Source organism: Conexibacter stalactiti (assembly GCF_033542075.1).
Lineage (GTDB): Bacteria > Actinomycetota > Thermoleophilia > Solirubrobacterales > Solirubrobacteraceae > Conexibacter > Conexibacter stalactiti.
In genome coordinates this window covers 25598-50683 of sequence record NZ_JAWSTH010000040.1, presented here as the reverse complement: position 1 = coordinate 50683, position 25086 = coordinate 25598, and the positions used below count along the sequence as shown (strand labels likewise).

At 74.8% G+C, this 25086-nt stretch carries 18 protein-coding genes; 12 read left to right on the top strand and 6 right to left on the bottom strand.

Annotation, left to right across the window (positions count from 1 at the left end; genetic code table 11):
* Positions 1 to 234 precede the first annotated feature (234 nt).
* Both R7226_RS15770 and R7226_RS15765 read left to right on the top strand, forming a co-directional pair.
* Complete coding sequence (locus R7226_RS15770) at positions 235 to 2193, top strand: RCC1 domain-containing protein (protein ID WP_318598143.1); 1959 nt, start codon at positions 235 to 237, stop codon at positions 2191 to 2193.
* 36 nt (positions 2194 to 2229) lie between these two features.
* On the top strand, positions 2230 to 3036 hold the full coding sequence (locus tag R7226_RS15765) for an Ig-like domain-containing protein (protein ID WP_318598141.1): 807 nt from the start codon (positions 2230 to 2232) through the stop codon (positions 3034 to 3036).
* A gap of 87 nt (positions 3037 to 3123) precedes the next feature.
* Here the strand turns inward: R7226_RS15765 and R7226_RS15760 are convergent, their stop codons facing one another.
* Genes R7226_RS15760 through R7226_RS15745 form a run of 4 tightly spaced genes read right to left on the bottom strand, consistent with a single transcriptional unit; the run spans position 3124 to position 9165 of the window.
* On the bottom strand, positions 3124 to 4272 hold the full coding sequence (locus R7226_RS15760) for an acyl-CoA dehydrogenase family protein (protein WP_318598140.1): 1149 nt from the start codon (positions 4270 to 4272) through the stop codon (positions 3124 to 3126).
* Entirely contained in the window at positions 4272 to 6461 is a 2190-nt protein-coding gene (locus R7226_RS15755) for a 3-hydroxyacyl-CoA dehydrogenase NAD-binding domain-containing protein (protein ID WP_318598139.1), read from the bottom strand. The genes R7226_RS15760 and R7226_RS15755 overlap by 1 nt, the downstream gene beginning before the upstream one ends.
* On the bottom strand, positions 6461 to 7672 hold the full coding sequence (locus tag R7226_RS15750; RefSeq protein ID WP_318598138.1) for an acetyl-CoA C-acetyltransferase: 1212 nt from the start codon (positions 7670 to 7672) through the stop codon (positions 6461 to 6463). Before R7226_RS15750 ends, R7226_RS15755 begins: the two co-directional genes overlap by 1 nt.
* Positions 7669 to 9165, bottom strand: coding sequence for an AMP-binding protein (locus R7226_RS15745; RefSeq protein WP_404827857.1), 1497 nt, complete (start codon positions 9163 to 9165; stop codon positions 7669 to 7671). The genes R7226_RS15750 and R7226_RS15745 overlap by 4 nt, the downstream gene beginning before the upstream one ends.
* A 193-nt stretch (positions 9166 to 9358) precedes the next feature.
* Between R7226_RS15745 and R7226_RS15740 the strand changes: the two genes are divergently transcribed.
* Genes R7226_RS15740 through R7226_RS15725 form a run of 4 tightly spaced genes read left to right on the top strand, consistent with a single transcriptional unit; the run spans position 9359 to position 13872 of the window.
* Positions 9359 to 10540 (top strand): sugar ABC transporter substrate-binding protein, encoded by a 1182-nt coding sequence (locus R7226_RS15740; protein WP_318598136.1) that lies wholly within the window; start codon positions 9359 to 9361, stop codon positions 10538 to 10540.
* Complete coding sequence (locus R7226_RS15735; protein ID WP_318598134.1) at positions 10525 to 12084, top strand: sugar ABC transporter ATP-binding protein; 1560 nt, start codon at positions 10525 to 10527, stop codon at positions 12082 to 12084. The genes R7226_RS15740 and R7226_RS15735 overlap by 16 nt, the downstream gene beginning before the upstream one ends.
* Positions 12081 to 13040 (top strand): ABC transporter permease, encoded by a 960-nt coding sequence (locus R7226_RS15730; protein WP_318598133.1) that lies wholly within the window; start codon positions 12081 to 12083, stop codon positions 13038 to 13040. Before R7226_RS15735 ends, R7226_RS15730 begins: the two co-directional genes overlap by 4 nt.
* Before the next feature lies 1 nt (position 13041).
* On the top strand, positions 13042 to 13872 hold the full coding sequence (locus R7226_RS15725; RefSeq protein ID WP_318598132.1) for an enoyl-CoA hydratase/isomerase family protein: 831 nt from the start codon (positions 13042 to 13044) through the stop codon (positions 13870 to 13872).
* Here R7226_RS15725 and R7226_RS15720 read toward each other — a convergent pair.
* The gene (locus R7226_RS15720; protein ID WP_318598131.1) at positions 13862 to 16729 is read right to left on the bottom strand and encodes an ATP-binding protein; all 2868 of its coding nucleotides are present in this window, start codon (positions 16727 to 16729) and stop codon (positions 13862 to 13864) included. The genes R7226_RS15725 and R7226_RS15720 overlap by 11 nt on opposite strands.
* Positions 16730 to 16891: 162 nt before the next feature.
* Here R7226_RS15720 and R7226_RS15715 point away from each other — a divergent pair, with 162 nt between their 5' ends.
* The 6 genes from R7226_RS15715 to R7226_RS15690 all read left to right on the top strand — a co-directional run bounded on the left by R7226_RS15715 (position 16892) and on the right by R7226_RS15690 (position 24405).
* Positions 16892 to 18433, top strand: coding sequence for a carboxylesterase/lipase family protein (locus R7226_RS15715; RefSeq protein ID WP_318598130.1), 1542 nt, complete (start codon positions 16892 to 16894; stop codon positions 18431 to 18433).
* A gap of 15 nt (positions 18434 to 18448) precedes the next feature.
* A complete protein-coding gene (locus tag R7226_RS15710) occupies positions 18449 to 19945 on the top strand; it encodes an AMP-binding protein (protein ID WP_318598129.1) in 1497 nt (498 codons plus the stop codon).
* On the top strand, positions 19942 to 20910 hold the full coding sequence (locus R7226_RS15705; protein WP_318598128.1) for an enoyl-CoA hydratase: 969 nt from the start codon (positions 19942 to 19944) through the stop codon (positions 20908 to 20910). Before R7226_RS15710 ends, R7226_RS15705 begins: the two co-directional genes overlap by 4 nt.
* Positions 20907 to 22559 carry an enoyl-CoA hydratase-related protein gene (locus R7226_RS15700; RefSeq protein WP_318598127.1) on the top strand — a complete coding sequence of 551 codons (1653 nt, stop codon included), beginning with the start codon at positions 20907 to 20909 and terminating at the stop codon, positions 22557 to 22559. The genes R7226_RS15705 and R7226_RS15700 overlap by 4 nt, the downstream gene beginning before the upstream one ends.
* A complete protein-coding gene (locus tag R7226_RS15695) occupies positions 22556 to 23308 on the top strand; it encodes a FadR/GntR family transcriptional regulator (protein ID WP_318598126.1) in 753 nt (250 codons plus the stop codon). The genes R7226_RS15700 and R7226_RS15695 overlap by 4 nt, the downstream gene beginning before the upstream one ends.
* Before the next feature lie 137 nt (positions 23309 to 23445).
* On the top strand, positions 23446 to 24405 hold the full coding sequence (locus R7226_RS15690; protein WP_318598125.1) for a sterol desaturase family protein: 960 nt from the start codon (positions 23446 to 23448) through the stop codon (positions 24403 to 24405).
* A gap of 13 nt (positions 24406 to 24418) precedes the next feature.
* Here R7226_RS15690 and R7226_RS15685 read toward each other — a convergent pair whose 3' ends face one another.
* Positions 24419 to 25021: a TetR/AcrR family transcriptional regulator gene (locus tag R7226_RS15685; RefSeq protein WP_318598124.1), complete on the bottom strand. Its 603-nt coding sequence runs from the start codon at positions 25019 to 25021 to the stop codon at positions 24419 to 24421.
* Between the last annotated feature and the right edge of the window lie 65 nt (positions 25022 to 25086).

Genomic DNA, 25086 nt, shown 5'->3' with positions numbered 1-25086 from the left:
GGGCCCGGCCGGCGCGGCGGGCGCTGCCGGGGGGTCCGGCGCACGCGGCGACCGCGGCGCGACGGGGAAGCGCGGCGCTGCCGGCCGCGCCCGTCAGGTGCGCTGCCGGCTGACGGCGAGATGGCGGCTGCGCTGCAGCGTCGTGACGGTCGTGCGCAGTGCGAGAGCACGTGCCAAGAGAGCCCGGGCCAGAAGAGCACGAAAGAACAGAACTTCGAACAGGAGAACGGTGCGATGAGCATCCATCGAACGGGGCGCGCGCTGCGGCGCGCGACGGCGGTCGCGCTGAGCGCGACGGCGGGCCTCGCGGCGACGGCGGCTGTCGCCACCGCGGCGGTCACGCCCAGCACGCTCGTCGGCTGGGGTGCCAACCAGGCCGGGCAGCTCGCGGCCGGCGCGCCCGCGGCGGTCACGACGCCGCGCTCGCTGCCGGGGCTCTCCGGCGTCGTCGACGTCGCCGGCGGCGGGCAGTACACGGTCGCGCTGCGCGCCGACGGCAGCGTCTGGACGTGGGGTCTCAACGACGTCGGCCAGCTCGGCGACGGCACGAGGAACACGCGCTCGGCGCCGAGACGGGTCGACGGCGTCGGCGACGTCGTCGCCGTCGCGACGACGCTCGCGAGCACCTTCGCGCTGCGCAGAGACGGCGCCGTGTGGGCGTGGGGCAACGACGACTACGGTCAGCTCGGCCGCGGCACGATCCTCGAGCACCAGGGCAGACCGGTCGCGACCGGCCTGACGGGCGTGCGCGCGATCCGCGGCGGGCGCGAGTTCGCGCTCGCGCTGCGCGAGGACGGGACGGTCCTCTCGTGGGGCGACAACAGCTACGGCCAGCTCGGTCGTGACAGCGGCGGCGGCGCGAGCGGCACGCCGACCGCGATCCCCGGCCTCAGCGGCGTCAGAGCGGTCGCGGCCGGCGGCTGGAGCGGCTACGCGCTGCTGGAGGACGGCACGGTCCGCGCATGGGGCTACGCGGCGGGCGGCGCGCTCGGCGATCCCACGGCCCATGACGGCGAGCCGACCGACCCGGAGTTCGTCACGACGCCGGTGACGGTCGCGGGCGTCGGCGGCAGCGGGACGCTGGACGGCGTCAGCGCGATCTCCGGCGGCACCGAGCACGCGCTCGCGCTGCGCGCCGACGGCACCGTCGTCGGCTGGGGGCGCAACGGCGACGGCGAGCTGGGCCAGGGCGCGGGCGGACCGGCGTCGGCCTGGTCGCCGCTCGTCGTGCCGGGGCTGAGCGGGATCGCCGAGGTCGGCGCGCTGCTGGTCAGCAGCGTCGCGCGCGACGGCGACGGCCGCCTCTGGACGTGGGGCGACAACCGCCTCGGCCGGCTCGGGCGCGGGCTCGGCGACGACGTGCTCGCGCGCTCGGACACGCCGGCCCAGCTGGCGGACGTGGCGGTCGCGCGGCTCGGGACGCTGGCCGAGACGGCCGAGCAGACGGTCGCGATCGCGCTGCCGCCGGCGACCGTCGGCCCGGCGCAGCTGAGCTTCAGCGCGCAGGCGCGCGGGACGTTGAGCGGCGCGCGGACGGTGACGGTGACGGCCGGCTTCGCGCCGCTGACGGTCAAGCGCGTCGTCGCGACCGGCGCGCATGCCGACGACTTCCTGATCGCCGACGACTGCGCCGGCGAGGTGCTCGCGCCGGGCGAGAGCTGCGGCGCGCAGGTCCGCTTCTCGCCGAGCGCGGAGGGGGCGCGCACGGCGACGCTGGTCGTGCGCGCCGACGAGCCGGGGCCGCTGGAGCTGCCGCTCTCCGGAGAGGGCGGTCCGCTGCCGCAGGGGCCGCAGGGGGAGGACGGGCCGAGCGGTCCGCAGGGGCCGGCCGGCGCGACCGGGCCGGCGGGGGTGCCAGGACCGGCCGGCGCGCTCGGCCCGGCCGGCGCCGCCGGGCCGAAGGGGGAGACCGGACCGCGCGGCGCGACCGGACCGCGCGGCCGCGACGCACGCGTCAGCTGCCGCCTGAGCGGACGGCGCAACGTCCGCTGCACGGTCACGTACGCGGGGCGCGCGAGCACCCGCCCGCGCCTGACGACGCGCGCGCGGCTCGTGCGCAGCGGGCGCACCGTCGCGCGCGGGACGCTCGGCCGCCTGCGCGCGCCGCGGGCGCTCGTGAAGGGCCGCGCCGTGCTGCTGATCGGCGGCGGCAGCGGCGCAGCGGCGCAGCGGATCGTCACGACGGTCCGCTGAGCCACCAACTTGCCAACCACCAACAGAAGGGGAGTCATGTCCATCAAGAAGAGCGGCGGCGTGCGCGCGCTGCTCGCCTCCGCACTCGCCGTGACGGCGTGCGCGCTGGCGCCGCTGGCCGCCGAGGCGGCCGACGTGACGGTGCGGGTCGAGGGCAGAAGCGGCACGCTGCTGGCCTCGTCGAGAGTCACGATCGGCAACGGCACGGGCACGGCGAGAACGTGGAACGGCGTCGGCTCGCTGCCGACCAGATGCGCCGACGACACCGTCTACCAGGCGACCGAGCTGGCGCTGAGCGGCAACTGGGACCGCAACCCGTACACGACGACGCTCGCGGGCGAGTCGCACACCTGGTCGCCGAACGAGGAGTACTGGATCCTCTACCACGAGAACAACTACGCCGACTGGGGCGCGTGCGACCTGCACCTCTCCGACGGCGACACCGTTCTCTGGCAGGCCGGCAAGTCGGGCGTCTCGCCCGACTACATACCGGACTCGATCCCGATCTTCCTCGAGCGCGTGACGCCGGCGTCCGGCGCCGTCAGACCGAGCGGCTCGCTGACGGTGAGACTGACGGCCTATCGGCCGACGGACATCTTCGGCACGCCCGACCCGAGCATCCCGGGTCACTGGATCATCCCGCCGAGCCCGGCGACCAACCCGGCCGGCTACACGGTCGCGATCGGCGGGGCGACGGCGACGACCAACAGCAGCGGCCAGGCGACCGTCACGGTCCCCGCGACCGCCGGCACCTACCCGGTGCAGGCGAGCGTGCCGGGCAGCTCCAGCAACTGGAGCCGCTCGATCCCGCTGTCGATCTGCGTCAGCAGAAGCAGCTGCTGAGCGGCTGAGGGGTCCCGGCGGCGCGAGGACGCTCGCGCCGCGGGGCCGCCGGCTCGCGGGCCGCGCCCGGCGGCCCCGCCGGCTCCCTCAGACGCCGAGCGACCGCCCCACGATCTCCTTCATGATCTCGGTCGTGCCGGCGTAGATGCGCGTGATGCGCGCGTCGGCCCAGGCGCGCGCGATCGGGTACTCGGACATGTAGCCGTAGCCGCCGTGCAGCTGGACGCAGCGGTCGAGCACGCGCCCCTGCAGTTCGGTGCACCACCACTTCGCCATCGCCGCGTCCTCGCCCGACAGTTCGCCGGCGTTGAGCGCCAGCACCGCCTGGTCGCAGTACTGCGTCGCCAGCTCGATCTCCGTCTTCATCTCCGCGAGCGCGAAGCGGTTCGCCTGGAAGGTGCCGATCGGGCGCCCGAAGGCCGTCCGCTCGCGCGCGAACTCAAGCGTCCAGTCGAGTGCAGCCTGCGCCGAGGCGACGCCGGAGAGCGCGATCGAGAGGCGCTCCTGCGCGAGGTTGGAGACGAGGTACGAGAAGCCCGCGCCCTCCTCGCCGAGCAGGTCGGCGGCCGGCACCGGCGTGTCGGAGAAGAACAGCTCGGCGGTGTCCTGCGCGTGCTGGCCGATCTTCTCCAGCATGCGGCCGCGCTCGAAGCCGGGCGCGCCCCGCTCGACGACGACGAGCGAGATGCCGCGGTGGCGCTGTCTCGGGTCGGTCTTGACGGCGGTGATCACGAGGTCGGCGTTGATCGCGCTGGTGATGAACGTCTTCGCGCCGTTGACGACGTAGCCGTCGCCGTCGCGGCGGGCGCTCGTCGTCATCGAGGCGAGGTCGGAGCCGCTGTGCGGCTCGGTCATCGCGACCGCCGTGATCAACGTGCCGTCGGCGATCCCCGGCAGCCACCGCTCGGCCTGCTCGGGCGTGCAGTAGCGCAGGAAGTACGGCAGGCAGATGTCGTTGTGGAGCGTCAGGCCGTGGCCGGAGCCGCCGGCCCCCGCATAGGCCAGCTCCTCGACGACGATCTGGTTGAAGCGGAAGTCGTCGAGGCCGAGGCCGCCGTGCCGCTCCGGCACGGCGGTCCCGATGATCCCCTTCGCGGCGGCCTTCGCGTACAGCTCGCGCGGGACGATCCCGGCCGCCTCCCAGGCGTCGAGGTTGGGCGTCACCTCCTCGGCGACGAAGCGGCGGACGGTCTCGCGGAAGGCGTCGTGCTCGGGCTCGAAGATCGTCCGTCGCATCAGCGCTCGTCCGTGTAGACGGCGCCGCTGGCGGCGGCCGCGAGCAGCGAGGCCGGCGGCGCGAAGCGCTCGCCGTGGCGGTCGGCGAGCTGCTGGGCGCGGGCGGCGAAGGCAGGCAGCCCGCCGTCGTAGCCGTTGACGTACTGCAGCACGCCGCCGGTCCAGCCGGGGTAGCCGATCCCGAGGATCGAGCCGACGTTGGCGTCGGCGACCGACTCGATCACGCCCTCGTCGCGGCAGCGGATCGTCTCCAGCGCCTCGATGAACAGCATCCGCTCGACCAGCTCCTCGAACGGGATCCCGGCCGGGTCGGCGACGGTCGGGAAGGCATCGCGCAGGCCGCTCCAGAGTCCGCTCCGCCGGCCCGCCTCGTAGTCGTAGAAGCCGGCGCCGGCGAGCCGGCCGCCGCGGTCCAGCTCGTCGAGCATCCGGTCGACGACCTGCTCGGCCGGATGCGGCTCCCACGTCGCGCCCGCGGCCGTCGCGGCGGCGCGCGCCGCCTCGCGGATTCTGCGCAGCAGCGCGAGGTTCAGCTCGTCGTTGAGCGCCAGCACCGGCGCCGGGTAGCCGGCCTGCAGCGACGCCTGCTCGATCGTCGGCGCCGGGATCCCCTCGGCCAGCATCGCCAGCCCTTCGTTGAGGAAGGTGATGATCACGCGCGAGGTGAAGAAGCCGCGCGCGTCGTTGACGACGATCGGCGTCTTGCGGATCTGCCGCGCGAGGTCGAGTGCGCGTCGCACGGTCGTCTCGCTCGTCCGCGCGCCCTTGATGATCTCCAGCAGCGGCATCTTCTCGGCCGGCGAGAAGAAGTGCAGCCCGACGAAGTCGGCGGGGCGCGAGACGCCCTCGGCCAGCTCGCTGATTGGCAGCGTCGAGGTGTTGGAGCCGAGCAGCGCGTCGGGGGCGAGGAACGGCTCGATCTCGGCGAAGACCTTCGCCTTCACGGCCGGGTCCTCGAAGACGGCCTCGATCACGAGGTCAGCGCCGGCGGCGGCCGCCGGGTCGGCGGTGGGGGTGATGCGGCCCAGCAGCTCGGCTGCCTGCTCGGCGGTCGTGCCCCCGCGCTCGACCGCCTTCGCCAGCAGTCGCTCGGAGTACGCCTTGCCGCGCGCCGCCGCCTCGTCGGTGAGGTCCTTCAGCACGACCTCGATGCCGGCCTTGGCGCAGACGTGCGCGATCCCGGCGCCCATCATGCCGGAGCCGAGCACGACGACCTTGCGGGCGCGCGCCGGCTCGCCGCCGGGCGCCTGTCCGCGCGTCCCGTTGACGCGCTGGAGGTCGAAGAAGAACGCCTGCATCATGTTGCCCGCGACCGCGCTGGTGACGAGGCCGGCGAAGTAGCGCCCCTCGATCGTCAGGGCGCTGTCGACGTCGACCTGCGCGCCCTCGACCGCGGCCGCCTGGATCGCGTACGGCGCCGGGTTGCCGAAGCTCTTCGTGCGGCGCCGCAGGTCAGCCGGCAGCGACGGCAGCACGGCCGCGAGCCGCGCGCCGCCGGGAATCGCGTGGTCCGGGCGATCCCACGGCTGAGCGGCGTCGGGGTGGGCGGCGATCCACGCCTTCGCGGCCGCGATCAGCTGCTCGCGCGTCGCGACCAGCTCGTCGACGAGGCCGAGCTGGCGGGCGGAGCGGGGGTCGTGGCGGGTGCCGGGCAGCAGCACGTCGCGCAGCGCCGCGACGACGCCGAGCATCCGCACCGTGCGCACGATCCCGCCGGCGCCCGGCAGCAGGCCGAGCGTCACCTCGGGCAGGCCGAGCTGGATCTTCGGATCGTCGACGGCGATGCGGTGGTGGGCCGCCAGCGCCAGCTCCAGCCCGCCGCCGAGCGCGCTGCCGCCGAGCGCGGCGACGACCGGGCGGCCGAGTGTCTCCAGCCGCCGCAGCGGCGCCTTGACCTCAGCGCTCCAGCGCTCGATCGCGGCGGCGTCGGGGGAGCCGTTGCCGTTGCCGGCCACGGCGGCGCCGCGCAGCGCGCGCAGCTCGCCGAGGTCGGCGCCGGCGAAGAAGGTCCGCTTCGCCGAGGCGAGCACGACGCCGGAGATCGCGTCGCGCTCGGCCTCCAGCCGCGCGACGGTCCCGGTCAGGTCGGCGAGGAAGGCGGCCCGCAGCGTGTTGGCCGAGCCGTCCGGATCGTCGAACGTGAGGACGACGACGCCGTCGGCTTCCTGCTCCCAGCGGATCGTGCTCATCAGATCGCCTCCACGACGGTCGCGATGCCCATGCCGCCGCCGACGCAGAGCGTGGCGAGGCCGTATCTGCCGCCCGTGCGGTGCAGCTCGTCGACGAGCGTGCCGACGATCATGCCGCCGGTCGCGCCGAGCGGATGGCCGAGCGCGATCGCGCCGCCGTTGACGTTGACCTTCTCCATGTCGAATCCCATCTCGGCGACGAAGCGCAGCACGACGGCGGCGAACGCCTCGTTGATCTCGATCAGGTCGAGCTGGTCGGCCGTGATGCCGGCCTTCGCGAGCGCCTTGCGCGTCGCCGGCGCGGGACCGGTCAGCATGATCGTCGGGTCGGCGCCGGAGACGGCGGTCGCGACGATGCGGGCGCGCGGCGTCAGGCCGAGGTCGCGGCCGGCGCGCTCGCTGCCGATGGCAACGAGCGAGGCGCCGTCGACGATCCCGGAGCTGTTGCCGGGCGTGTGCACGTGCTCGATTCGCTCGACCCAGTGGTACTTCTGCAGCGCGACGGCGTCGAAGCCGCCCTGCTCGCCGAGCGCCTTGAACGACGGCTTCAGCGCGCCGAGCGTCGCGACCGTCGTGCCGGGGCGGATGAACTCGTCGTGGTCGAGCACGACGGTGCCGTTGTGGTCGCGCACCGGCACGACCGCGTTCGCGAAGCGGCCGTCGGCGCGCGCCGCGGCGGCCCGCTCCTGCGAGCGCGCCGCGTACGCGTCGACGTCCTCGCGCGTGAGGCCGTCGAGCGTGGCGATCAGGTCGGCGCCGACGCCCTGCGGCACGAAGCCGGTCGCGATGCTCGTCGCCGGGTCGTTCGCCCAGGCGCCGCCGTCGCTGCCCATCGGCACGCGCGACATCGACTCGACGCCGCCGGCGAAGACGAGCTCCTCCCAGCCGGAGGCGACCTTCTGGGCGGCGACGTTGACCGCCTCCAGGCCGGAGGCGCAGAAGCGGTTGAGCTGCACGCCGGCGACCGTGTCCGGCAGGCCGGCCTTGATCGCCGCCGTCTTGGCGATGTCCGCGCCCTGGTCGCCGAGCGGCGTGACGCAGCCGAGAACGACGTCGTCGACCCGCTCGGGGTCGAGCCCGGGGTTGCGCGACAGCAGCTCCTGCAGCAGCCCGACGACGAGGTCGACCGGCTTGGTGGCGTGCAGGGAGCCGTCGCGCTTGCCCTTGCCGCGCGGCGTTCGGATCGCGTCGAAGACGAGCGCTTCGGTCATTCCACTTCCTCGTGTGTCGGTGTGCGGATCAGTTCCAGCTCCCGCTCGCGGACCGCGCTGCGCCGCACCTTGCCGGCGTCGTCGCGCAGCGGCTCGCTCACGAAGCGCACCGAGCGCGGCAGCTTGTAGCGCACGAGCCGTTCGGCGGCGAAGGCGAGCAGCTGCTCGGCGTCGAGCGCGCCGTCGGCCTGCACGACCGCGTGGACGCGTTCGCCGAGGTCGTCGTCGGGCAGTCCGACGACGGCGCAGGAGAGCACCTGCGGGTGCTCGTCGAGCACCGCCTCGACCTCGGCCGGGTAGACGTTGGCGCCGCCGGCGACGACGAGGTCGAGCTTGCGGTCGGCGAGGTAGAGGTAGCCGTCGGCGTCGAGCCGGCCGAGGTCGCCGAGCGACTCCCAGCCGTCGCCGAACTCGCGCGCGGTCGCGCCGATGTAGCGGTAGGTCGGCGGGGTGCCGGGAGTGCGCCGCAGCACGACCTCGCCCAGCTCGCCGGGCGCCGCCGGGCGGCCGTCGGCGTCGACGACGCCGACCTCGCCGACGACGGCGCGGCCGACCGAGCCGCGGCGCGAGCGCCACTCGACCCCGTCGATCACCGTCAGCGCCTGGCTCTCGGTGCCGCCGTACAGCTCCAGCAGCCGCTCGGCGCCGACCAGCTCGATCCAGCGCTCCTTCAGCCACGGCGGGCAGGGGCCGCCCATGTGCCAGACGGTCTCCAGCGAGCCGAGGTCCCAGCGGCCGGGCTGCGCGTCGAGCAGCCGCAGGATCCGCAGCATCATCGTCGGCACGAAGTTGACGAACGTCACGCGGTGGCGCTCGATCGCGCGCAGCGCGGCCTCGGCGTCGAAGCGCTCCAGCACGATCACGTGCTGGCCGAGGTAGGAGCCGAGCAGTGACAGCGTCAGCGGAGCATTGTGGTAGAGCGGGCCGGGCACGAGCTGCACGTCCCGCGGGCCGATCCGGAAGACCGAGGCGAGCCCGTCGAGGTCGGGCGCGCCGCTCTGGCCGGAGACGATCAGCTTCGGCCGTCCGGTGCTGCCGCCCGAGGTCGGCGCCTTCCACGCCGGCGCGGTGACCGGCGGCAGCGGCGCGTCGCTGAGCGCGGGGTCGGGCGCGAAGCCGGCCGGCAGCGTCGGCCGTCCGCCGGCGGCGCCGTCGCCGACGCCGATCACCAGCGGGGCGTCGGCCAGTTCGACGATCTGCGCCAGCTCGCGCGGCGGCAGCCGCCACGAGACCGGCTGCGGCACGGCGCCGAGCTTCCACAGCGCGTAGAAGCACGCGAACGTCTCGATCGAGTTCGGCAGCGCGACCGTGACGAGGTCGCCGAAGCCGACGCCGCGCTCGGCGTACGCGCGCGCCAGCCGGTTGGCGCGCGACTCCAGCTCGGCGCGGGTGACGGTGCGCTCGCCGCAGGTGACGGCAGGCAGGCGCGGCGCGGCAGCGGCCAGCGCGGTCAGGATCTCTCCCACAGGGCGACTCATCTCGGTCAGCAGCATGCGGAGGGCGCTCAGCGGCGACAAGAGGGGACTCCCCGGGAGTTAAGCGAGCGGTGCCGCGGCGAGCGGGGTGAATTACCGCGCGGGGTTCCTCTCCTATCGCCGGGATCGCGGCGAGGTCACGCTCGCACCACGCCGGAGCACGTCGCTCCCGGCAGTCGTCAGCGACGGAGGAGAACTGATGAGAACGAGGATGGCCCGCGCCGTGGGCGAGACCCCGCGACGCGCCATGTGGCTGGCGGCGCTCGCGCTCGCCGCCCCGCTGCCGCTCGCCGCGTGCGGCAGCAGCGACGGCGATTCGGCCGGCGCGACCGCGGCCGGCGGGACGACGAGCGCCGCGAGCGCGACGACGACCGCGGACGGTGCCGGCGCCGGCAGCGAGCAGGCCGCGCAGGCCGTCGAGCAGCTGCGCGTCGCCCCGAGACCGCTGGAGATCCCGGCGCTTGAGAGAAGACCGGCGAGCGGCACGAGCGCTTATCTGATCTCGTGCACGTTCGTGGAGTGCCAGACGCTCGAGAGAGGGTTCGCGCCCGCGATCGAGGCGCTCGGCTGGCAGCTCAGAACCGTCACCTCCGAGCTGACCCCGGAGGGGATCGCCGCCGCCTGGACGCAGGCGGTCGCCGCCAGACCGGCCGTGATCTTCGCGCTCGACGTCGTGCCCGTCTCGGTGATCCAGTCGCAGCTCGAGGAGGCCGAGCGCAACGGCATCGCGGTCGTCGTGACGGCCGGCACGACCAGAGTCGGCGAGGGCGGCGTCGACGCCTCGATCGGCGGCACCCGCTCGCACGCGGCCGACACGATCGCGGCCGTCGACTGGGCGATCGCCGACTCCGGCGGGAAGGCCGACATCGCCTTCGTCTACGGGCCGTCGGTGCCGATGCAGGCGACCGTCTTCGAGGCGGCCAAGCAGGAGGCGGCGAGACTGTGCCCCGACTGCTCGGTCGAGGGGATCACGGTCAAGCCGACCGAGGTCGGCAAGGCGATCCCCGGGCAGGTCGTCAGCTACGTCCAGAAGCACCCGGAGGTCAGATACGTGCTGTCGGACGGCTCGACGATCGTGCTCGGCGTCGGCCAGGCGCTGAAGGCCGCCGGCCTCGACGTGAAGGTCGTCACGACGTTGTCGCAGGCGCAGAACTTCGAGTCGGTCAGAAACGGCGTCGAAGCGGCCGCGATCCCGTCCGAGGACGTCTCGCTGGCGTGGCGGATGGTCGACGCCGGCGTGCGGCTCGTCGAGGGCGCCGAGCTGCCGGAAGAGCTGGCCGACCCGGTCGGCCAGCGCCAGCTGTTCGACGCCGCCAACGTCGCCGAGGCGCCGCGGCAGTGGGAGATCCCGGACGTCGCGGCGACCTTCACAGAGGCATGGCAGGTCGGCTGACCAGCTCGCCGGGCGCCGGCACCTCCAGCGAGGTGCCGGCGCTCGCGCTGCACGGGCTCTCCAAGCGCTTCGGCGCGCAGGCGGCGCTGAGCGGCGTCGACCTGGAGCTGCGGGCGGGCGAGGTGCACGCGCTGCTGGGCCAGAACGGCTCCGGCAAGTCGACGCTGATCAAGCTGCTGGCCGGCTTCCACGAGCCGGACGGGGAGCCGCGGGCGGAGCTGCTCGGCGCGCCGCTGCGGCTCGGCTCCGCGGCGGCCGCGCACGCCGCCGGGATCCGCTTCGTGCACCAGGACCTGGCGCTCGTGCCCGGCCTCGCGATCGTCGACAACCTCGCGCTCGGCGAGCGCTACGCCGGGCGCCTGTGGCTCGGCGACCGGCGCGAGCTGGCGGCGGCGCGGGCGCTGCTGGAGAGCCTCGGGATCGAGCTCGACCCGGCCCGCCCGCTGCGCGAGCTGGCGCCGGCGCAGCGGACGATCGTCGCGGTCGCGCGGGCGCTGTCGGCCGGCGTCGGCGCGACGCGGCTGCTGGTGCTCGACGAGGTCACGGCCACGTTGCCCGAGAGCGAGGTCGAGCTGGTCTTCGCGCTCGTGCGGCGGATCCGCGAACAGGGCGGGACGGTCCTCTACGTGACGCACCGCCTGGAGGAGGTGTTCGCGCTCGCCGACCGCGTGACCGTCCTGCGCGACGGCCGCCGCGTCAGCACGAGCGCGGTCGCCGGCCTCGACCACGACGGGCTCGTCGAGCTGATCGTCGGGCGCCCGCTGGAGCAGCTCTACCCGAAGCCGCCGGCGCCGCGCGCCGAGCTGGCGCTGCAGGCGCGCGGGCTCTCCGGCCGCGTCGCGCGCGCGGTCGACCTCGACCTGCACCGCGGCGAGATCGTCGGCGTCGCGGGGCTCGCCGGCTCCGGCCGCGACGAGCTGCCCTACCTGCTGTTCGGCGCCGCGCCGTGGAGCGCCGGCCGGCTGACGGTCGACGGTCGCGAGCACCGCGCGCTGACGCCGCACGCGGCGATCGCCGCCGGCCTCGCGCTGATCCCCGCTGACCGCGCCGGCGCCGGCGCGACGCCGTCGCTGTCGTTGCGCACCAACGTCACGCTGCCACGGATCCGCGCCGGCCGCCTGCGCTGGATCGGCCGCCGCGCCGAGCGCGCCGACGTCGCCGGCTGGCTGCGGCGGCTGCAGGTCACGCCGCCCGACGGCGAGGCGCCGCTGGCGACGCTCAGCGGCGGCAACCAGCAGAAGGTCGTGCTCGCGCGCTGGTTCCGCCTCGCGCCGACCGCGCTGCTGCTCGACGAGCCGACGCAGGGCGTCGACGTCGGCTCGAAGGCCGCGATCTACGACCAGCTCGCGACGAGCGCGCGCGAGCGGCAGCTGGCTGTGCTGGTCGCCTCGACCGACCACGAGGAGCTGGCCGCGATCTGCGACCGCGTGCTCGTGATGCGCGGCGGCCGGATCGCCGCGCAGCTGAGCGGCGCCGCGCTGAGCGCCGACGCGATCAGCCAGCAGATCCTCACCGCCCCGCCACCACGACATGGGATGACATGACGCGCCTGTCGAACTACACCGGGCTCTACATCTGGGCCGCCCTGATCGCGCTGTTCGCGCTGTGGGTCCCCGACACGTTCCTGACGCAGCTGACGGCGCAGACGCTCGCCAGCGAGCAGGCCGTCACCGCGATCGTCGCGATCGGCCTGCTGGTGCCGCTGGCGGCCGGCGCGTACGACCTCTCGGTCGGCGGCATGGTCGGCCTCTCGGCGATCGTCGTCTCGGCGCTGACGGCGCGCGCCGGGATGCCGCTGGCTCCGGCGATCGCGCTGACGCTCGCGCTCGGCGCGGCGATCGGCGCGATCAACGGCTTCCTCGTCGTCGGCGTCGGCATCAACAGCTTCATCGCGACGCTGGCGATGGGCTCGGTGCTGGTCGCGCCGGCGCGCGCCGTCTCCGACGACCAGATCATCGCCGGCGTCCCGAGATCGCTGACCGGCATGACAGAGGGGACGGTGCTGGGGATCCCGGCGATCGCGCTGTACATGCTGTTCGTCGCCGTGGTCGTCTGGTACGTGCTGGAGCACACGCCGACCGGCCGCCGCGTCGAGGCGACCGGCGCCGGCCCCGACGCCGCGCGGCTGGCCGGCGTGCGGACCGGGCGGATGGTCTTCGGCTCGCTCGTCACCTCGGCGCTGCTGGCGTCGGTCGCGGGGATCCTGCTGGCGTCGAAGCTGAGCACCGCGACGCCCGACCTCGGCCCCGCCTACCTGCTGCCGGCGTTCGCCGCGGCCTTCCTCGGCACGACCCAGATCAAGCCCGGCAAGTTCAACGTGTGGGGGACGCTGCTGGCGATCTTCCTGCTCGCGACCGGCGTCAAGGGACTCCAGCTGGCCGGCGCCGCAGACTGGGTCACCGACCTCTTCAACGGACTGGCGCTGATCCTCGCCGTCGGGCTGTCGCTGTGGGGAGCCCGCGTCCTGCTGCTGTTCAAACGACCGAAGGAGACGACCTGAGATGAGCGGCGTCGAAGGGCTGTACCGCACCCGCCTGGAGCAGTACGCGCCGGCGTTCGAGCGCTTCTTCGCGCTGCGACGGGAGAACGGCATCCTCGAAGTGCGGATGCACACCGACGGCGGGCCGCTGCGCTGGGGCGGCGCCGTCCACCGCCTGCTGATCCCGCTGTTCCAGCAGATCGACCACGACGAGGAGACGGAGGTCGTGATCCTCACCGGCACCGGCGACAGCTTCAACGCCGAGTCCGACTTCGAGGACTACCAGCGGCGTGGGCTGCTGAAGCGCTGGGACAACGAGACGATCGCCTACGACATCAACTACCGCGACCAGACGCGCGAGCCGCTGGCGCTGCTGTCGCTCAACGTGCCGGTGATCTGCGCGATCAACGGGCCGGTCTGGGCACACCCGGAGCTGGCGCTCGTCAATGACCTCGTGCTCTGCTCGCGGACGGCCTCCTTCTGGGACGGCCACTGGCAGCTGCTGGGGATCGTCCCCGGCGACGGCGTCCACACCGTCTACCGCGAGCTGCTCGGTCACAACCGCGCGCGGCACATGCTCTACACGGGCGCGAGAATCGACGCCGAGGAGGCGCTGCGGTTGGGGCTGGTCGGCGAGGTGCTGGCGCCGGAGCAGCTGCTGCCGCGCGCCTGGGAGCTGGCGGAGGAGGTCTTCATGCGCAAGAGCCGCGTGCAGCGGCGGCTCGCGCGGGCGCTGCTGATCCAGCCGTGGCGCGAGCTGTTCGTGAAGGAGCTGGCGTTCGGGATGGCGCACGAGTGCCTCGCGACCGCGATCAACGGGCCGCTCGACATCACGGCGGCGCTCAGGGGGTAGGCGCGGCGGCGGCGGGCGGGGCGGGCGCGCCGTCGCGCTCGTCGCCGTCGCCGTCGCCGTCGAGCCAGCCCGCGTCGATCGCGCGCGCCAGCTCCAGCCGTCCGGCGCAGCCGGTCTTGGCGTAGATGCGGCTGAGGTTGGCCTCGACCGTCTTGACGCTGAGGAAGACGGTCGCCGCGATCTCGCGGTTGCGGCGGCCCTGCTGCACCAGCCGCGCGATCTGCAGCTCGGTCTCGGTCAGCAGCGCGTGCGGGCGCGTGCGCTGACGCGGGATCTTCAGGCCGCGCCGGCGCAGCTCGACGACGGTCCGCCGCCGCCATGGCGCGGCGCCGAGCGACTGGAAGATCTGCGCCGCGGCGGTCAGGTGCTGCTCGGCCTCGACGTCCTGGGCGCCGAGCAGCAGGTGGGCGCGCCCGCGCAGCAGCGCGAGGCCGTGCTCGTCGGCGAGCGCGAGCGCCTCGTGCAGCGCGGCGGGGTCGCCGGCGGCGCGCCCGTGCGCGAGCCGGATCGCGATGTGGGTCGGGTAGTCGAGCACGTCGAAGCCCTGCCGCATCGGTCCCGCGAGCAGGTCGACGGCGAGCTGCGGGCGGCCGGCCTCGGTCACCACGTCGGCGAGGCGGCTGAGCAGCAGCGCGCGCGCCCAGCCGGGGATCGACGGCGCCTCCAGGTGCTGTTCGAGGCGGGCGCGGGCGGCGTCGACGTCGCCGGTCAGCAGCTCGATCCCGGCATGCGCCCAGACGTGCAGCGGGTCGCAGTGGGGGTTGCCCGAGAGCGGCTTCTCGGCGGCGCGGCGGGCGTGCGCCCACTCGCCGCGGTTGGCGCGCAGCTCGATCTCCAGCGCGCGCAGCACGCCCAGCTGCGTCAGCGTGCCGGCCGTCTCCAGCTCGTCGGTGAGCGACTCGATCAGCGCCAGCGCCGCTGTCCAGTCGCCGAGGTGGGCGGCGTTCTGCATCTGCGCGATCGCGAGGTCCTCGCGGTAGACCGCCCAGCCCAGCTCGGCCAGCAGCTGCTGCGCGTGCCCGATCGAGAGCGACGCTCTGCGCGTGTCGCCGATCGCCGCCTGCGCGTAGGAGATCGCCTGGTAGGCGGCGAGCCGCGACGGCAGCGGCGCGTCGGCGGCGGCCTCCTCCAGCTCCCGCCAGATCCGCGGCAACAGGTCGTAGCGCGGCTGCAGGTAGCGCATCCGCATCAGATGGCCGAGCGCGAGGATCCGCTCCTGGACCGGCGCCTGGGGGAGCGCGCGCTCGGCGGCGGCGGCGCTGGCGAGCGCGTCGGCGGGACGGTTGACGCCCATCAGGACGTGCGCGGCCTTCGCGAGGAAGCGGACGCTGGCGCCGCCGGCGGCCAGCTCGGCGTCGACCAGGTCGGCGGCCTCGTCCATCTCGGCGGCGAGCACGAGGCCGTCGACGACGAGCGTCACCAGGCGCGCGCGGGCCGGCCCCTCCGGCAGCGTCGCGAGCGCCGATCTGCCGACCTCGACCGCCTCCCGCGGGCGGCCCGCGAGGAAGAGCGCGCGCGCCAGCCGCGCCGCCAGCGGCGCGTGGCGGGGATCGTCGGGCGGGGTGATCGCGAGCGCGCGCTCGAACCACGGGATCGACGACTGCGGCGCGGTCGCGCAGGCCCGCTCGGCGGCGCGCGAGAGGACCGCGATCGCGCGCCCGTCGCCCATCTCGGCGACCTCGCCGAGGTGGGCGGCGACCTCGAGGTCGACCGCCGGCGAGGAGGGCAGCTCCAGCAGCCGGTCGGCGGCGACGTGGTGCCAGCGCCAGCGCTCCGCAGGGCCGATCTCCTGGTAGAGCGCGTCGCGCACGAGCTGGTGGCAGAGGCGGTAGCCGCCGCCGGCGACCGGCTGCAGGATGCCGCGCTCGACGAGCGCGTCGAAGGCGGCGTCGGCCTCGGCCGGGGCGAGCCCGGCCAGGTCGGCGGCCAGCTCGATCCGCGCGAAGCCGACGACGCCCAGCAGCGCGACCGCCTGGCCGATCCGCCGCGACCGCGGGCCGACGCGCAGCACGCGGTCGAGGAAGGCGCGGCGGCGGTCCTCGGAGAAGGCCGGCGGGCGCGTGCCGTCGTCGGCGCTCCACGCGCGCGCCTCGGCGAGGTCGAGCGCGCACTGCTCGGCGAAGAACGGGTTGCCGGCGCTGCGGCGCTGCACCGTCGCGACCACGCCCGCCGCGGGCGCGCCGCCGAGCAGCGTCGCGACCAGCTCCGCGACGGCATCGTCGGCGAGTGGGCCCAGCTCCAGCTCGCGCACCTGGTCGTCGCGGCCCAGCCGCTCCAGCGCGCGCTCGAGCGCGCCGTGGCGCGCGCCCTCGGGGCGGCGCAGGTTGCCGGCGAGCACGAGCGGATGGCGTTCGCGCTGGCGCAGCAGGCTGGCGATCAGCGCGAGCGTGTCGTCGTCGATCAGCGCCAGCTCGTCGAACGCGAGCACGACCGGTCGCTGGTCGGCGAGCGCTGCGAAGAAGCGCGCGGCGGCGACGTGCAGCGACGGCAGCGGCTGCGCGGTCGCGACGTCGAGCGCGGCGACGAGCGCTGAGGCGAGCTGCGCGAGGTCGCCTCCGAGCGCGGCGGCGTGGGCGGCGACGGCGTGGCGCAGCGCGGCGTAGGGGACGAGCCGGTCGAGCTCGTCGGCGCGCACGTCGAAGCCGATCCAGCCGTCGGCGGTCAGCGTCGCGACGGCGTGCGCGAGCAGGTGGGACTTGCCGATCCCGGCCTCGCCGCGCAGCAGGACGACACGGCCGCCCGCGTCGTCGGCGGCCTCGTCGCCCGCGATGAGACGCAGCAGCTCGGCCAGCTCCGGCGCGCGGCCGATCAACGGCATCGCCGCCCGGCGGCGCACGCGCGCATCGTCTGTCTGCATCACCGTTCTCTCCTCCGGTTCGGCCGTCGCCGTGCAGCGTACGCCGCGCGGGCGCGTCGGTGGGATGGGTCGCTTAGCAAAGGGGCGAACCCTCCTTGCCGGCGCCCGGTCGCGGGCGTGATGCTTGCCCGGCAAGTTTGTTCGCGAGGTGGAGAGGTCGGGATGAGCACGACGGCGACGACGAAGCACGGCACGGTCCGCGGCACCGTGGAGGACGGGGTGAGCGTCTTCCGCGGGATCCCCTACGCCGCGCCGCCGGTGGGCCCGCTGCGCTACCGGCCGCCGGCGCCGCCGGCGCGCTGGGATGGCGAGCGCGACGCGAGCGCCTACGGGCCGCCGGCGCCGCAGCACCTGCCCGAGGGGCTTGTCGGCGAGCTGTTCACGCCGGAGCTGCCGTGGGGCGAGGACTGCCTGACGCTCAACGTCTGGACGCCGGCGGTCGACCGCGGCGCGCGCCCGGTGATCGTCTTCGTCCACGGCGGCGCCTTCCTGTTCGGCTCCGGCGGCGACCCGTACATCGACAAGGGCCGCTTCGCGCGCAGCGGCGTCGTCCAGGTCTCGATCAACTACCGGCTCGGGATCGACGGCTTCCTCGCCGTCGAGGGCGACGCCGACGGCGGCAACTACGGGACGCTCGACATCGTCGCCGCGCTCCGCTGGGTGCAGGAGAACATCGCCGCGTTCGGCGGCGACCCCGAGCGCGTGACGCTCGCGGGCGAGTCGGCCGGCGCGACCGCGGTCGCGGCGGTGCTCGGCGTGCCGGCCGCGCGCGGCCTGTTCGCGCGCGCGATCGTGCAGAGCGGCTACCCGCAGCCGCTGCTCTCGCGCGCCTCCGCCGCGCTCGCCGCGCGCGAGGTGTTCACGCGCGCGGGCCTCGCCGACGGCGACCTCGACGGCCTGCGGGAGCTGCGCGACCGCGAGCCCGCGCGGGTGGTCGCGATCCAGGGCGAGATCTTCGCCGCCGTGCTCGCCGACCGCGACCCCGCGCGCTGGGGCGAGGAGATCGCCTCGACCGCCAACCCGTTCCAGCCGGTCGTCGGCGGCAGCGTGCTGCCGCAGCGCCCGGCCGACGCCTTCGCCGCGGGCGAGGCGGCGCCGGTCGACCTGCTGATCGGCCACACGAAGGAGGAGTTCCTGCTGATGTTCGGCATCGGGCTCGTCGGCGCCGGCGACGACCTCGTCGCGGCCGCCTTCGACGGCGTCTTCGGCGCCGGCGGTGCCGACGCGCTCGCGCTCTACAGCGCGGCGCGGCCCGGCGCGCGCCCGGTCGAGCTGCTGGCGGCGCTGGAGACCGATCGCGCCTACCGCGTGCCGACGACCAACCTCGCCGACGCGCACTCGGCCAGCGGCGCGACGACCTTCTTCTACCGCTTCTCGTGGCCCTCGCGCGCCTTCGACGGCGCGATCGGCGCCGGCCACGCCGTCGAGCTGCCGTTCGTCTTCGACATCCTCGACACCGAGTGGGCGCTGCGGCTGACGGGCGAGCAGCCGCCGCAGCGGCTGGCCGACGACATGCACCTCGCGTGGGTGTCGTTCGCCGAGACCGGCGACCCGACCCACGACGGCATCCCGGCGTGGCCGCTCTACGACCGTGAGACGCGGCCGATCCTCGACTTCGGCGAGCAGCATCAGGTGATCCACGACCCGTGGCCGGAGGAGCTGCGCCTGTGGACGCAGCCGACCGCCGGCGCCGCGCCGAGCTGAGCGGTGGGGTCGAAGGTGCCGAGCACGATCGGTGAGCTGCTGAGCGCGGTCGCCGCCGCCGCTCCGTCACGGCCGGCGGTGACCTGCGGCGAGCGGACGGTGACGCGCGCGCAGCTGGAGGCGCAGGCCAACCGGCTCGCGCACGCCTACGCGGCGCGCGGGGTGCGGCAGGGCGACGTCGTCACGGTCGCGCTGCCGAACGGGATCGAGTTCTTCGAGGCCTGCTACGCGATCTGGAAGCTCGGCGCGACCCCCGCGCCGGTCTCCGCGCGGCTGCCGGAACGGGAGCTGCGCGAGGTCGTCGCGCTCGCCGACGCGGCGCTGGTCGTCGGCGTCGCGGCGGCGGCGGTGCCGGACCGCGCGAGCGTCCCGGCGGGCTTCGCGCCCGACGCGGCGTACGGCGACGAGCCGCCGCCGCGGGCCGTCTCGCCGGCGTGGAAGATCATCGGCTCGGGCGGCAGCACCGGGCGCCCGAAGCTGATCGTCACGACCTCCTCCAGCGAGCTGGACCTGACGCCGTACACGAGCGTGTTCCGGCTCAGCGGCGAGCAGGTGCAGCTCGTGCCCGGGCCGCTCTACCACAACGGTCCGTTCTCGGTGGGGATCGTCGGGCCGCTGCTGGGCCAGCACGTCGTCGTGCTGCCGCGCTTCGACGCGGCGGCGGCGCTGGAGGCGATCGCGCGCCACCGCGTCGGCTTCGCCTTCCTCGTGCCGACGATGATGCTGCGGATGCTGCGGCTGCTCGACGCAGCTCCCGGCGCCCACGACCTCAGCTCGATCGAGGTGCTGTGGCATGGCGGCGGGCCGTGCCCGCCGTGGCTGAAGGAGCGCTGGATCGAGCTGATCGGCGCCGGGCGCCTCTTCGAGATGTACGGCGGCACCGAGGCGCAGGCGTTCACGATGATCGACGGCGTCGACTGGCTCGCGCACCGCGGCTCGGTCGGGCGCCCGGTCTTCGGCGAGATCAAGGCGGTCGGCGGCGACGGGCGCGAGGTCGCGCCCGGCGAGGTCGGCGAGCTGCTGCTGCGGCGGCCGGCGGGGACGCCTGAGACCTACCGCTACATCGGCGCCGCGTCGCGCACGCTGCCGGGCGGCTGGGAGTCGCTCGGCGACATGGGCGCCTTCGACGAACAGGGCTGGCTGTTCCTCGCCGACCGCCAGCTCGACATGCTGCTCGTCGGCGGCGTCAACGTCTATCCGGCCGAGGTCGAGGCGGCCGTCCTCGAACATCCGCGCGTGCTGTCGTGCGCCGTCGTCGGCCTGCCCGACGACGAGCTCGGGCAGCGCGTCCACGCCGTCGTCGAGGCCGACGGCGAGCTGGAGGAGGAGGCGCTGCGCGCCTTCGCCGCCGAGCGGCTCGTCCGCTACAAGGTGCCGCGCTCGTTCCGCTTCGTCGCCGAGTCGTTGCGCGACGACGCCGGCAAGGTCCGCCGCAGCGCCGTGCGCGAGCGCGAGCTCGCGCTGCTGCCGCTGGCCGCTTCCGATTCAATCGACAGAGAAGGCAGCAGATGAGCGACTACCGGTACCTCCGCTACGAGCCGCTCGACGACGGCGCGATCGTGCGGATCGTGCTCGACCGGCCGCGGACCCGCAACGCGCAGAGCCGCGGGCTGCTGGTCGAGCTGGACGCGGCGTTCACGCGCGCGGAGGCCGACGACGACGTCCGCGTGGTGATCCTCTCCGGCGCGGGCAGCGCCTTCTCCTCGGGCCACGACCTCGGCACGCGCGAGGCGCTCGCGGAGATCGCCGCCGGGCCCGAGCAGCACCCGACCTACGCGATCAACGGCGGCACCCGCAGCGGCACCGAGCTGCGCTGGATCCAGGAGTCGCACTACTTCCTCCAGAACACGCTGCGCTGGCGCAACCTGCGCAAGATCACGATCGCGCAGGTGCACGGCGAGGTGTTCGCGGCCGGAGTGATGCTGATGTGGGCCTGCGACCTGATCGTCGCGGGGCAGGACACGCGCATCGCCGACCCGGTCGGACCGCGGCTGGGCGGCGGCGGGGTCGAGTACTTCGCGCACCCGTGGGAGCTGGGGCCGCGGCGCGCGAAGGAGCTGCTGCTGACCGGCGACGCGATCGACGCCGAGGAGGCGCAGCGGATCGGGATCGTCAGCAAGGTCTTCGCGAACGATCAGCTGGAGGAGCGCACGCTCGCCTTCGCGCGCCGGATCGCGGCGCTGCCGACGGTCGCCGCGCTGGTCGTGAAGGACTCGGTCAACGGGTCGGTCGACGCGCAGGGCTTCCAGAGCGCGCTCAACAACGCCTTCGCGCTGCACCAGCTCGCGCATTCCCACTGGGCCGAACTGCACGCGACGCGCGCTGCCGACGGCGGTCGCGAGACGCCCGTGGGCGAGCGGCCGGAACGCGCCTACGCGGGCGCGGTCGCGACGGTCGACGACGGCATCCCCGACTGGCGCAGCGCGCCGCCGGTCGTCGTCGCCGTCAAGGACGAGGTGCGGGCGAGCGAGCGGTGATCGGCTGGGAGCAGGGGGAGGACGGGATCGTCGTGCTGACGCTCGACGACCCGGCCCGCTCGGCCAACACGCTCAACGGCACGTTCACGACGGCGCTGGGGGCGGCGCTCGAGCGGCTGGAGGCCGAGCGGGCGGGGATCGCCGGCGTCGTGCTCTGCTCGGCGAAGCGGACCTTCATCGCCGGCGGCGACCTGCTCGACATGCGCGCCTCCGCGGGCAGCGTGACCGACGACGTCGCCCTCTTCGGGCGCCTGCTCGACGGCCAACTGCGGCGGTTGGAGACGTACGGCCGGCCGGTCGTGTCGGCGATCAACGGAGCGGCGCTCGGGGGCGGGTTGGAGGTCGCGCTGGCGACCCATCGCCGGATCGCGCTCGACGCGCCGGAGACGGTCGTCGGTCTGCCGGAGGTGACGCTCGGGCTGCTGCCGGGCGGCGGCGGGGTCGTGCGCACCGTGCGGCTGCTCGGGGTCGTCGACGCGCTCGTCGGGGTGCTGCTGGAGGGGGCGCGGCACCCGGCGCGCGAGGCGCTGCGGATCGGTCTGGTCGACCAGCTGGTCGCGACGCGCGAGCAGCTCCTGCCGGCGGCGAAGGCGTGGATCGCGGCCAACCCGGGCGCGCGGCAGCCGTGGGACGCGCCCGGCTACCGCGTGCCAGGCGGGGCGGCGGTGACCGCCCGCGAGATCGAGCGCCACCCGGCGCTGCCCGCGGGCGTGCGGCGCCAGCTCGCGGCCGACCACTATCCGGCGCCGCACAGCATCATCGCGGCGGCGATCGACGGCGCCGGTGAGCGCTTGGAGCGCGCGAGCGAGATCGAGCTGCGCGCCTTCCTCGGCCTCGTCGGCGGCCCGACCGCCGCCAACATGACGCAGGCCTGCTTCTTCGACCTCCAGCAGGTGCGGGCGCGCGGCCGGCGCGGGCCGGTGCCGCGGACGGTGGCGCTGATCGGCGGGGCGGAGTGGACGGGCGAGGCGGCGCGGTTGCTCGGTCGCGCGGGGATCGAGGTGGTGGCGGCCGGCTCCGCCGATCTCGTGCTCTCCGACAGCACTGGACGCGCCCCCGCCGACGACCGCGTCAGCCTGCTGAGCCACGGCCCGCTCGACCGCGCGGCGCTGGTCGAGCTGGTCCCAGGCGCCGGCGTGGGTGAGGCGGAGGTCGACCGCGCGCTCGCGCTGGTCGAGCGGCTCGGGAAGCTGGCGGTCGTGATCGCCGGCGGGGCCGGGTCGTTCGTCGAGCCGGTCGCCGCCGCGCTCGCCGCAGAGCGCGCCGCGATGCTGAGGGAGGGCATCCCCGCCGAGATCGTCGACACCGCCGCCGCCCGCGCCGGGTATGCGCTGCCGGCGGCGCTCGACCGGACACCCGCCGCCGTCGGCGCGTCGTCGTCGGCCGGCGCGATCGACGCGACCGGGGCGGGCGCACCCCCGCCGCTCCAGGAGCTGAAGGAGCGCCTGCTGGTCGCACAGGCGCTGACAGCGGTTCGCCTGCTCGATGCCGGCGTCATCGCGACGGCCGCCGAGGCGAGCGTCGCCGCGATCGTCGGCGCCGGCTTCCCCGACTGGACCGGCGGGCCGCTGCGCTACCTCGAGAGCTTCGACGGCGGCGTGGAGGGTTCCACGTCGCCGCGCCCGCACTGGTACAACCGGTCGCGATGACAAGCGGCGACACCCAGGCCCGGCGCGTCTCCGACGTCGTGCACGAGCGGATGCGGCAGGAGATCCTCGGTGGCCGGCTGGAGCCGGGCGCCGCGGTTCCCTCCGAGCGCATGCTCGCGGAGCGGTTCGGCGTCAACCGGCACGCGGTGCGCGAGGCGCTGAAGCGGCTGGAGCAGGCGGGGCTGGTGCAGATCAGCCAGGGCGGTCCGACGCGCGTGCTCGACTGGCGCGAGAGCGGCGGCCTGGAGGTGCTGCTCGACCTGATCGACGATCCCGGCGAGTTGCCGCCACAGGAGCTGGTGCGCGCGGTGCTTGAGCTGCGTGCCTGCATCGGGACCGATGCGGCGCGTCGCTGCGCCGAGCGCGCGGATCGCGCGACGCGGGCCGAGGTCGCGCGGCTGGCGCGCGAGACGGCACGGCTCGCCGGCGACGCACCGGCCAGTGCAGCGCCCGCCGCTGGACAGCACGGTGGCGTCGAGCCAGGCGACGACGCGACCCCCGCGGCGGCGGTCACGGCTTACGACGAGCTGTGGCGCGAGATCGTCCGCGGCGCCGGCAACCTCGCCTACCGCCTCGCGCTCAACTCGCTGCTGGCCGCGCTGGCGTCGTTCCCGCTGCTGGCGGCGGCGCTGGTGCCGACCGACGGGGCGCGGCTCGCCGCGCTCGGCGACGCGGTCGCGGCCGGTGATCCGGCGGCCGCCGAAGCCGCCGCCCGTGCGCTGCTCGAAGCCGACGAGCCGCCGCGCTGAGGCGCGCGCGCTGCCGCCCCGCGCCGCGGCCGCCTCACCAACCGGTGGCGTCTCACCCGGGCCAACTGGTATAACCAGTCGCGCAACTGGTCCAACCAGCGCGCGGAGCGAAGCGCGCCGCCGCCCGGAGGTGTGTCGTGCTCGAGGTCTTCCTCGTTGCGATCCCGTTCTTCCTGCTGTCGATCGTCGTCGAGGTGGCCGTGCTGGCGCACCACGCGCGCGAGGAGGCCCGCGAGGCCGCGACTCGCGGGGAGGAGGCGGCGACCGTTCGCGGCGGCGCCACCGCAACCGCCAGCAGCGCGATGCTCGGCTATGAGCTGCGCGACACGCGGACGAGCCTTGCGATGGGCGTCGGCCACCTCGTCATCCTCGGCATCTGGAAGATCGCGATAGTCGCCGTCTTCGCGGTGCTGTGGACGATCACGCCGCTGCGGATTCCGGCCGACGCGTGGTGGGGCTGGGTCCTGCTCTTCTTCGCCGACGATCTGACGTTCTACGTCTGGCACCGCAGCCACCACCGCATCCGCTTGTTCTGGGCGACGCACGTCGTTCACCACAGCTCGCAGCACTACAACCTCTCGACGGCGCTGCGACAGGACTGGACGCCGTTCGGGGTCGGCCTGTTCTGGCTCTGGATGCCGCTCGCCGGCTTCGAGGTGTGGACGATCTTCCTCGCGCAGTCGTGGAGCCTGCTGTACCAGTTCGGCCTCCACACGGAGACCGTCGGAAGACTGCCGCGGCCGATCGAGTTCATCTTCAACACCCCGAGTCACCACCGCGTTCACCACGGCTCTCAGCACCAGTACCTCGATCGCAACTACGGCGGGATCCTGATCATCTGGGATCGCCTCTTCGGCACCTTCGAGCCCGAGGGCGAGCGCGTCCGCTACGGGCTGACGAGAAACATCGACACGTTCAACCCGGTCCGCGTCGCCTTCCACGAGTACGTCGACATCTGGCACGACGTGCGGCGGGCGCGCACCTGGCGTGACCGCTTTGGCTACGCGCTCCGCGGGCCGGGGTGGAGGCCGGCGGGTCCGGATGCTGGCGCAGCGCGCGAAGCGGGGATGGAGGCGGAGCGCGCGAGCGCCGCGTAGCCGGGCTCAGCCGTCAGCGGGGCGCGCGGCGGGTGGCGCGACCCGCGCCGCTGCGGATGCCATCGAGCACCAGCGCCGCCAGCTCGTCATAGGCGTCGGCGTCGTGCAGTCCCGTGGCGGCGAGCACCTGGCCGGTCTGGATCCGTTGCATCGTGGCGGCCACCGTGTCGGCGACGAAGGCGGCGTGGACGTCGCGGAAGTCGCCGGCGCGGACGCCGTCGGCGATCAGCTGCGCGACGCGCTCGGCGGCGATCGCGGTGTTGCGCTCGTAGATCTCGCGCGCGAGCGGCTGCGCCGCGACGTCGGCCATGAAGGCGGGCGACGCCGGCCGCAGCGCATCCGCCACCGCTCGCAGGTACGTCGCGATGCGGTCGGCCGGCGCGTCCGCCGCGGCGGTGCGCCGCTCGACGGCCTCCGCCGAGGTGCGGAAGAACTGCTTGAGCGCGTTGGCGGTCAGCTGCTCCTTGCTGTGGCCGAGCGTGTAGAGCGTCGTCTTGGAGCAGCGCAGGCGCGCGGCGAGCTGCGCGAGCGTGAAGTGGCCGAAGCCCTCGGCGAGGAAGAGCTCGAGCAGGTCGTCGAGGAGACCTGCGCTGGGACGTGCGACTCCGACGGGCACGCGCACAGTCTACGGCGCTATCGAGTCCATGAATAGTACCGAGGTATTCATAGCAGTATTATTCG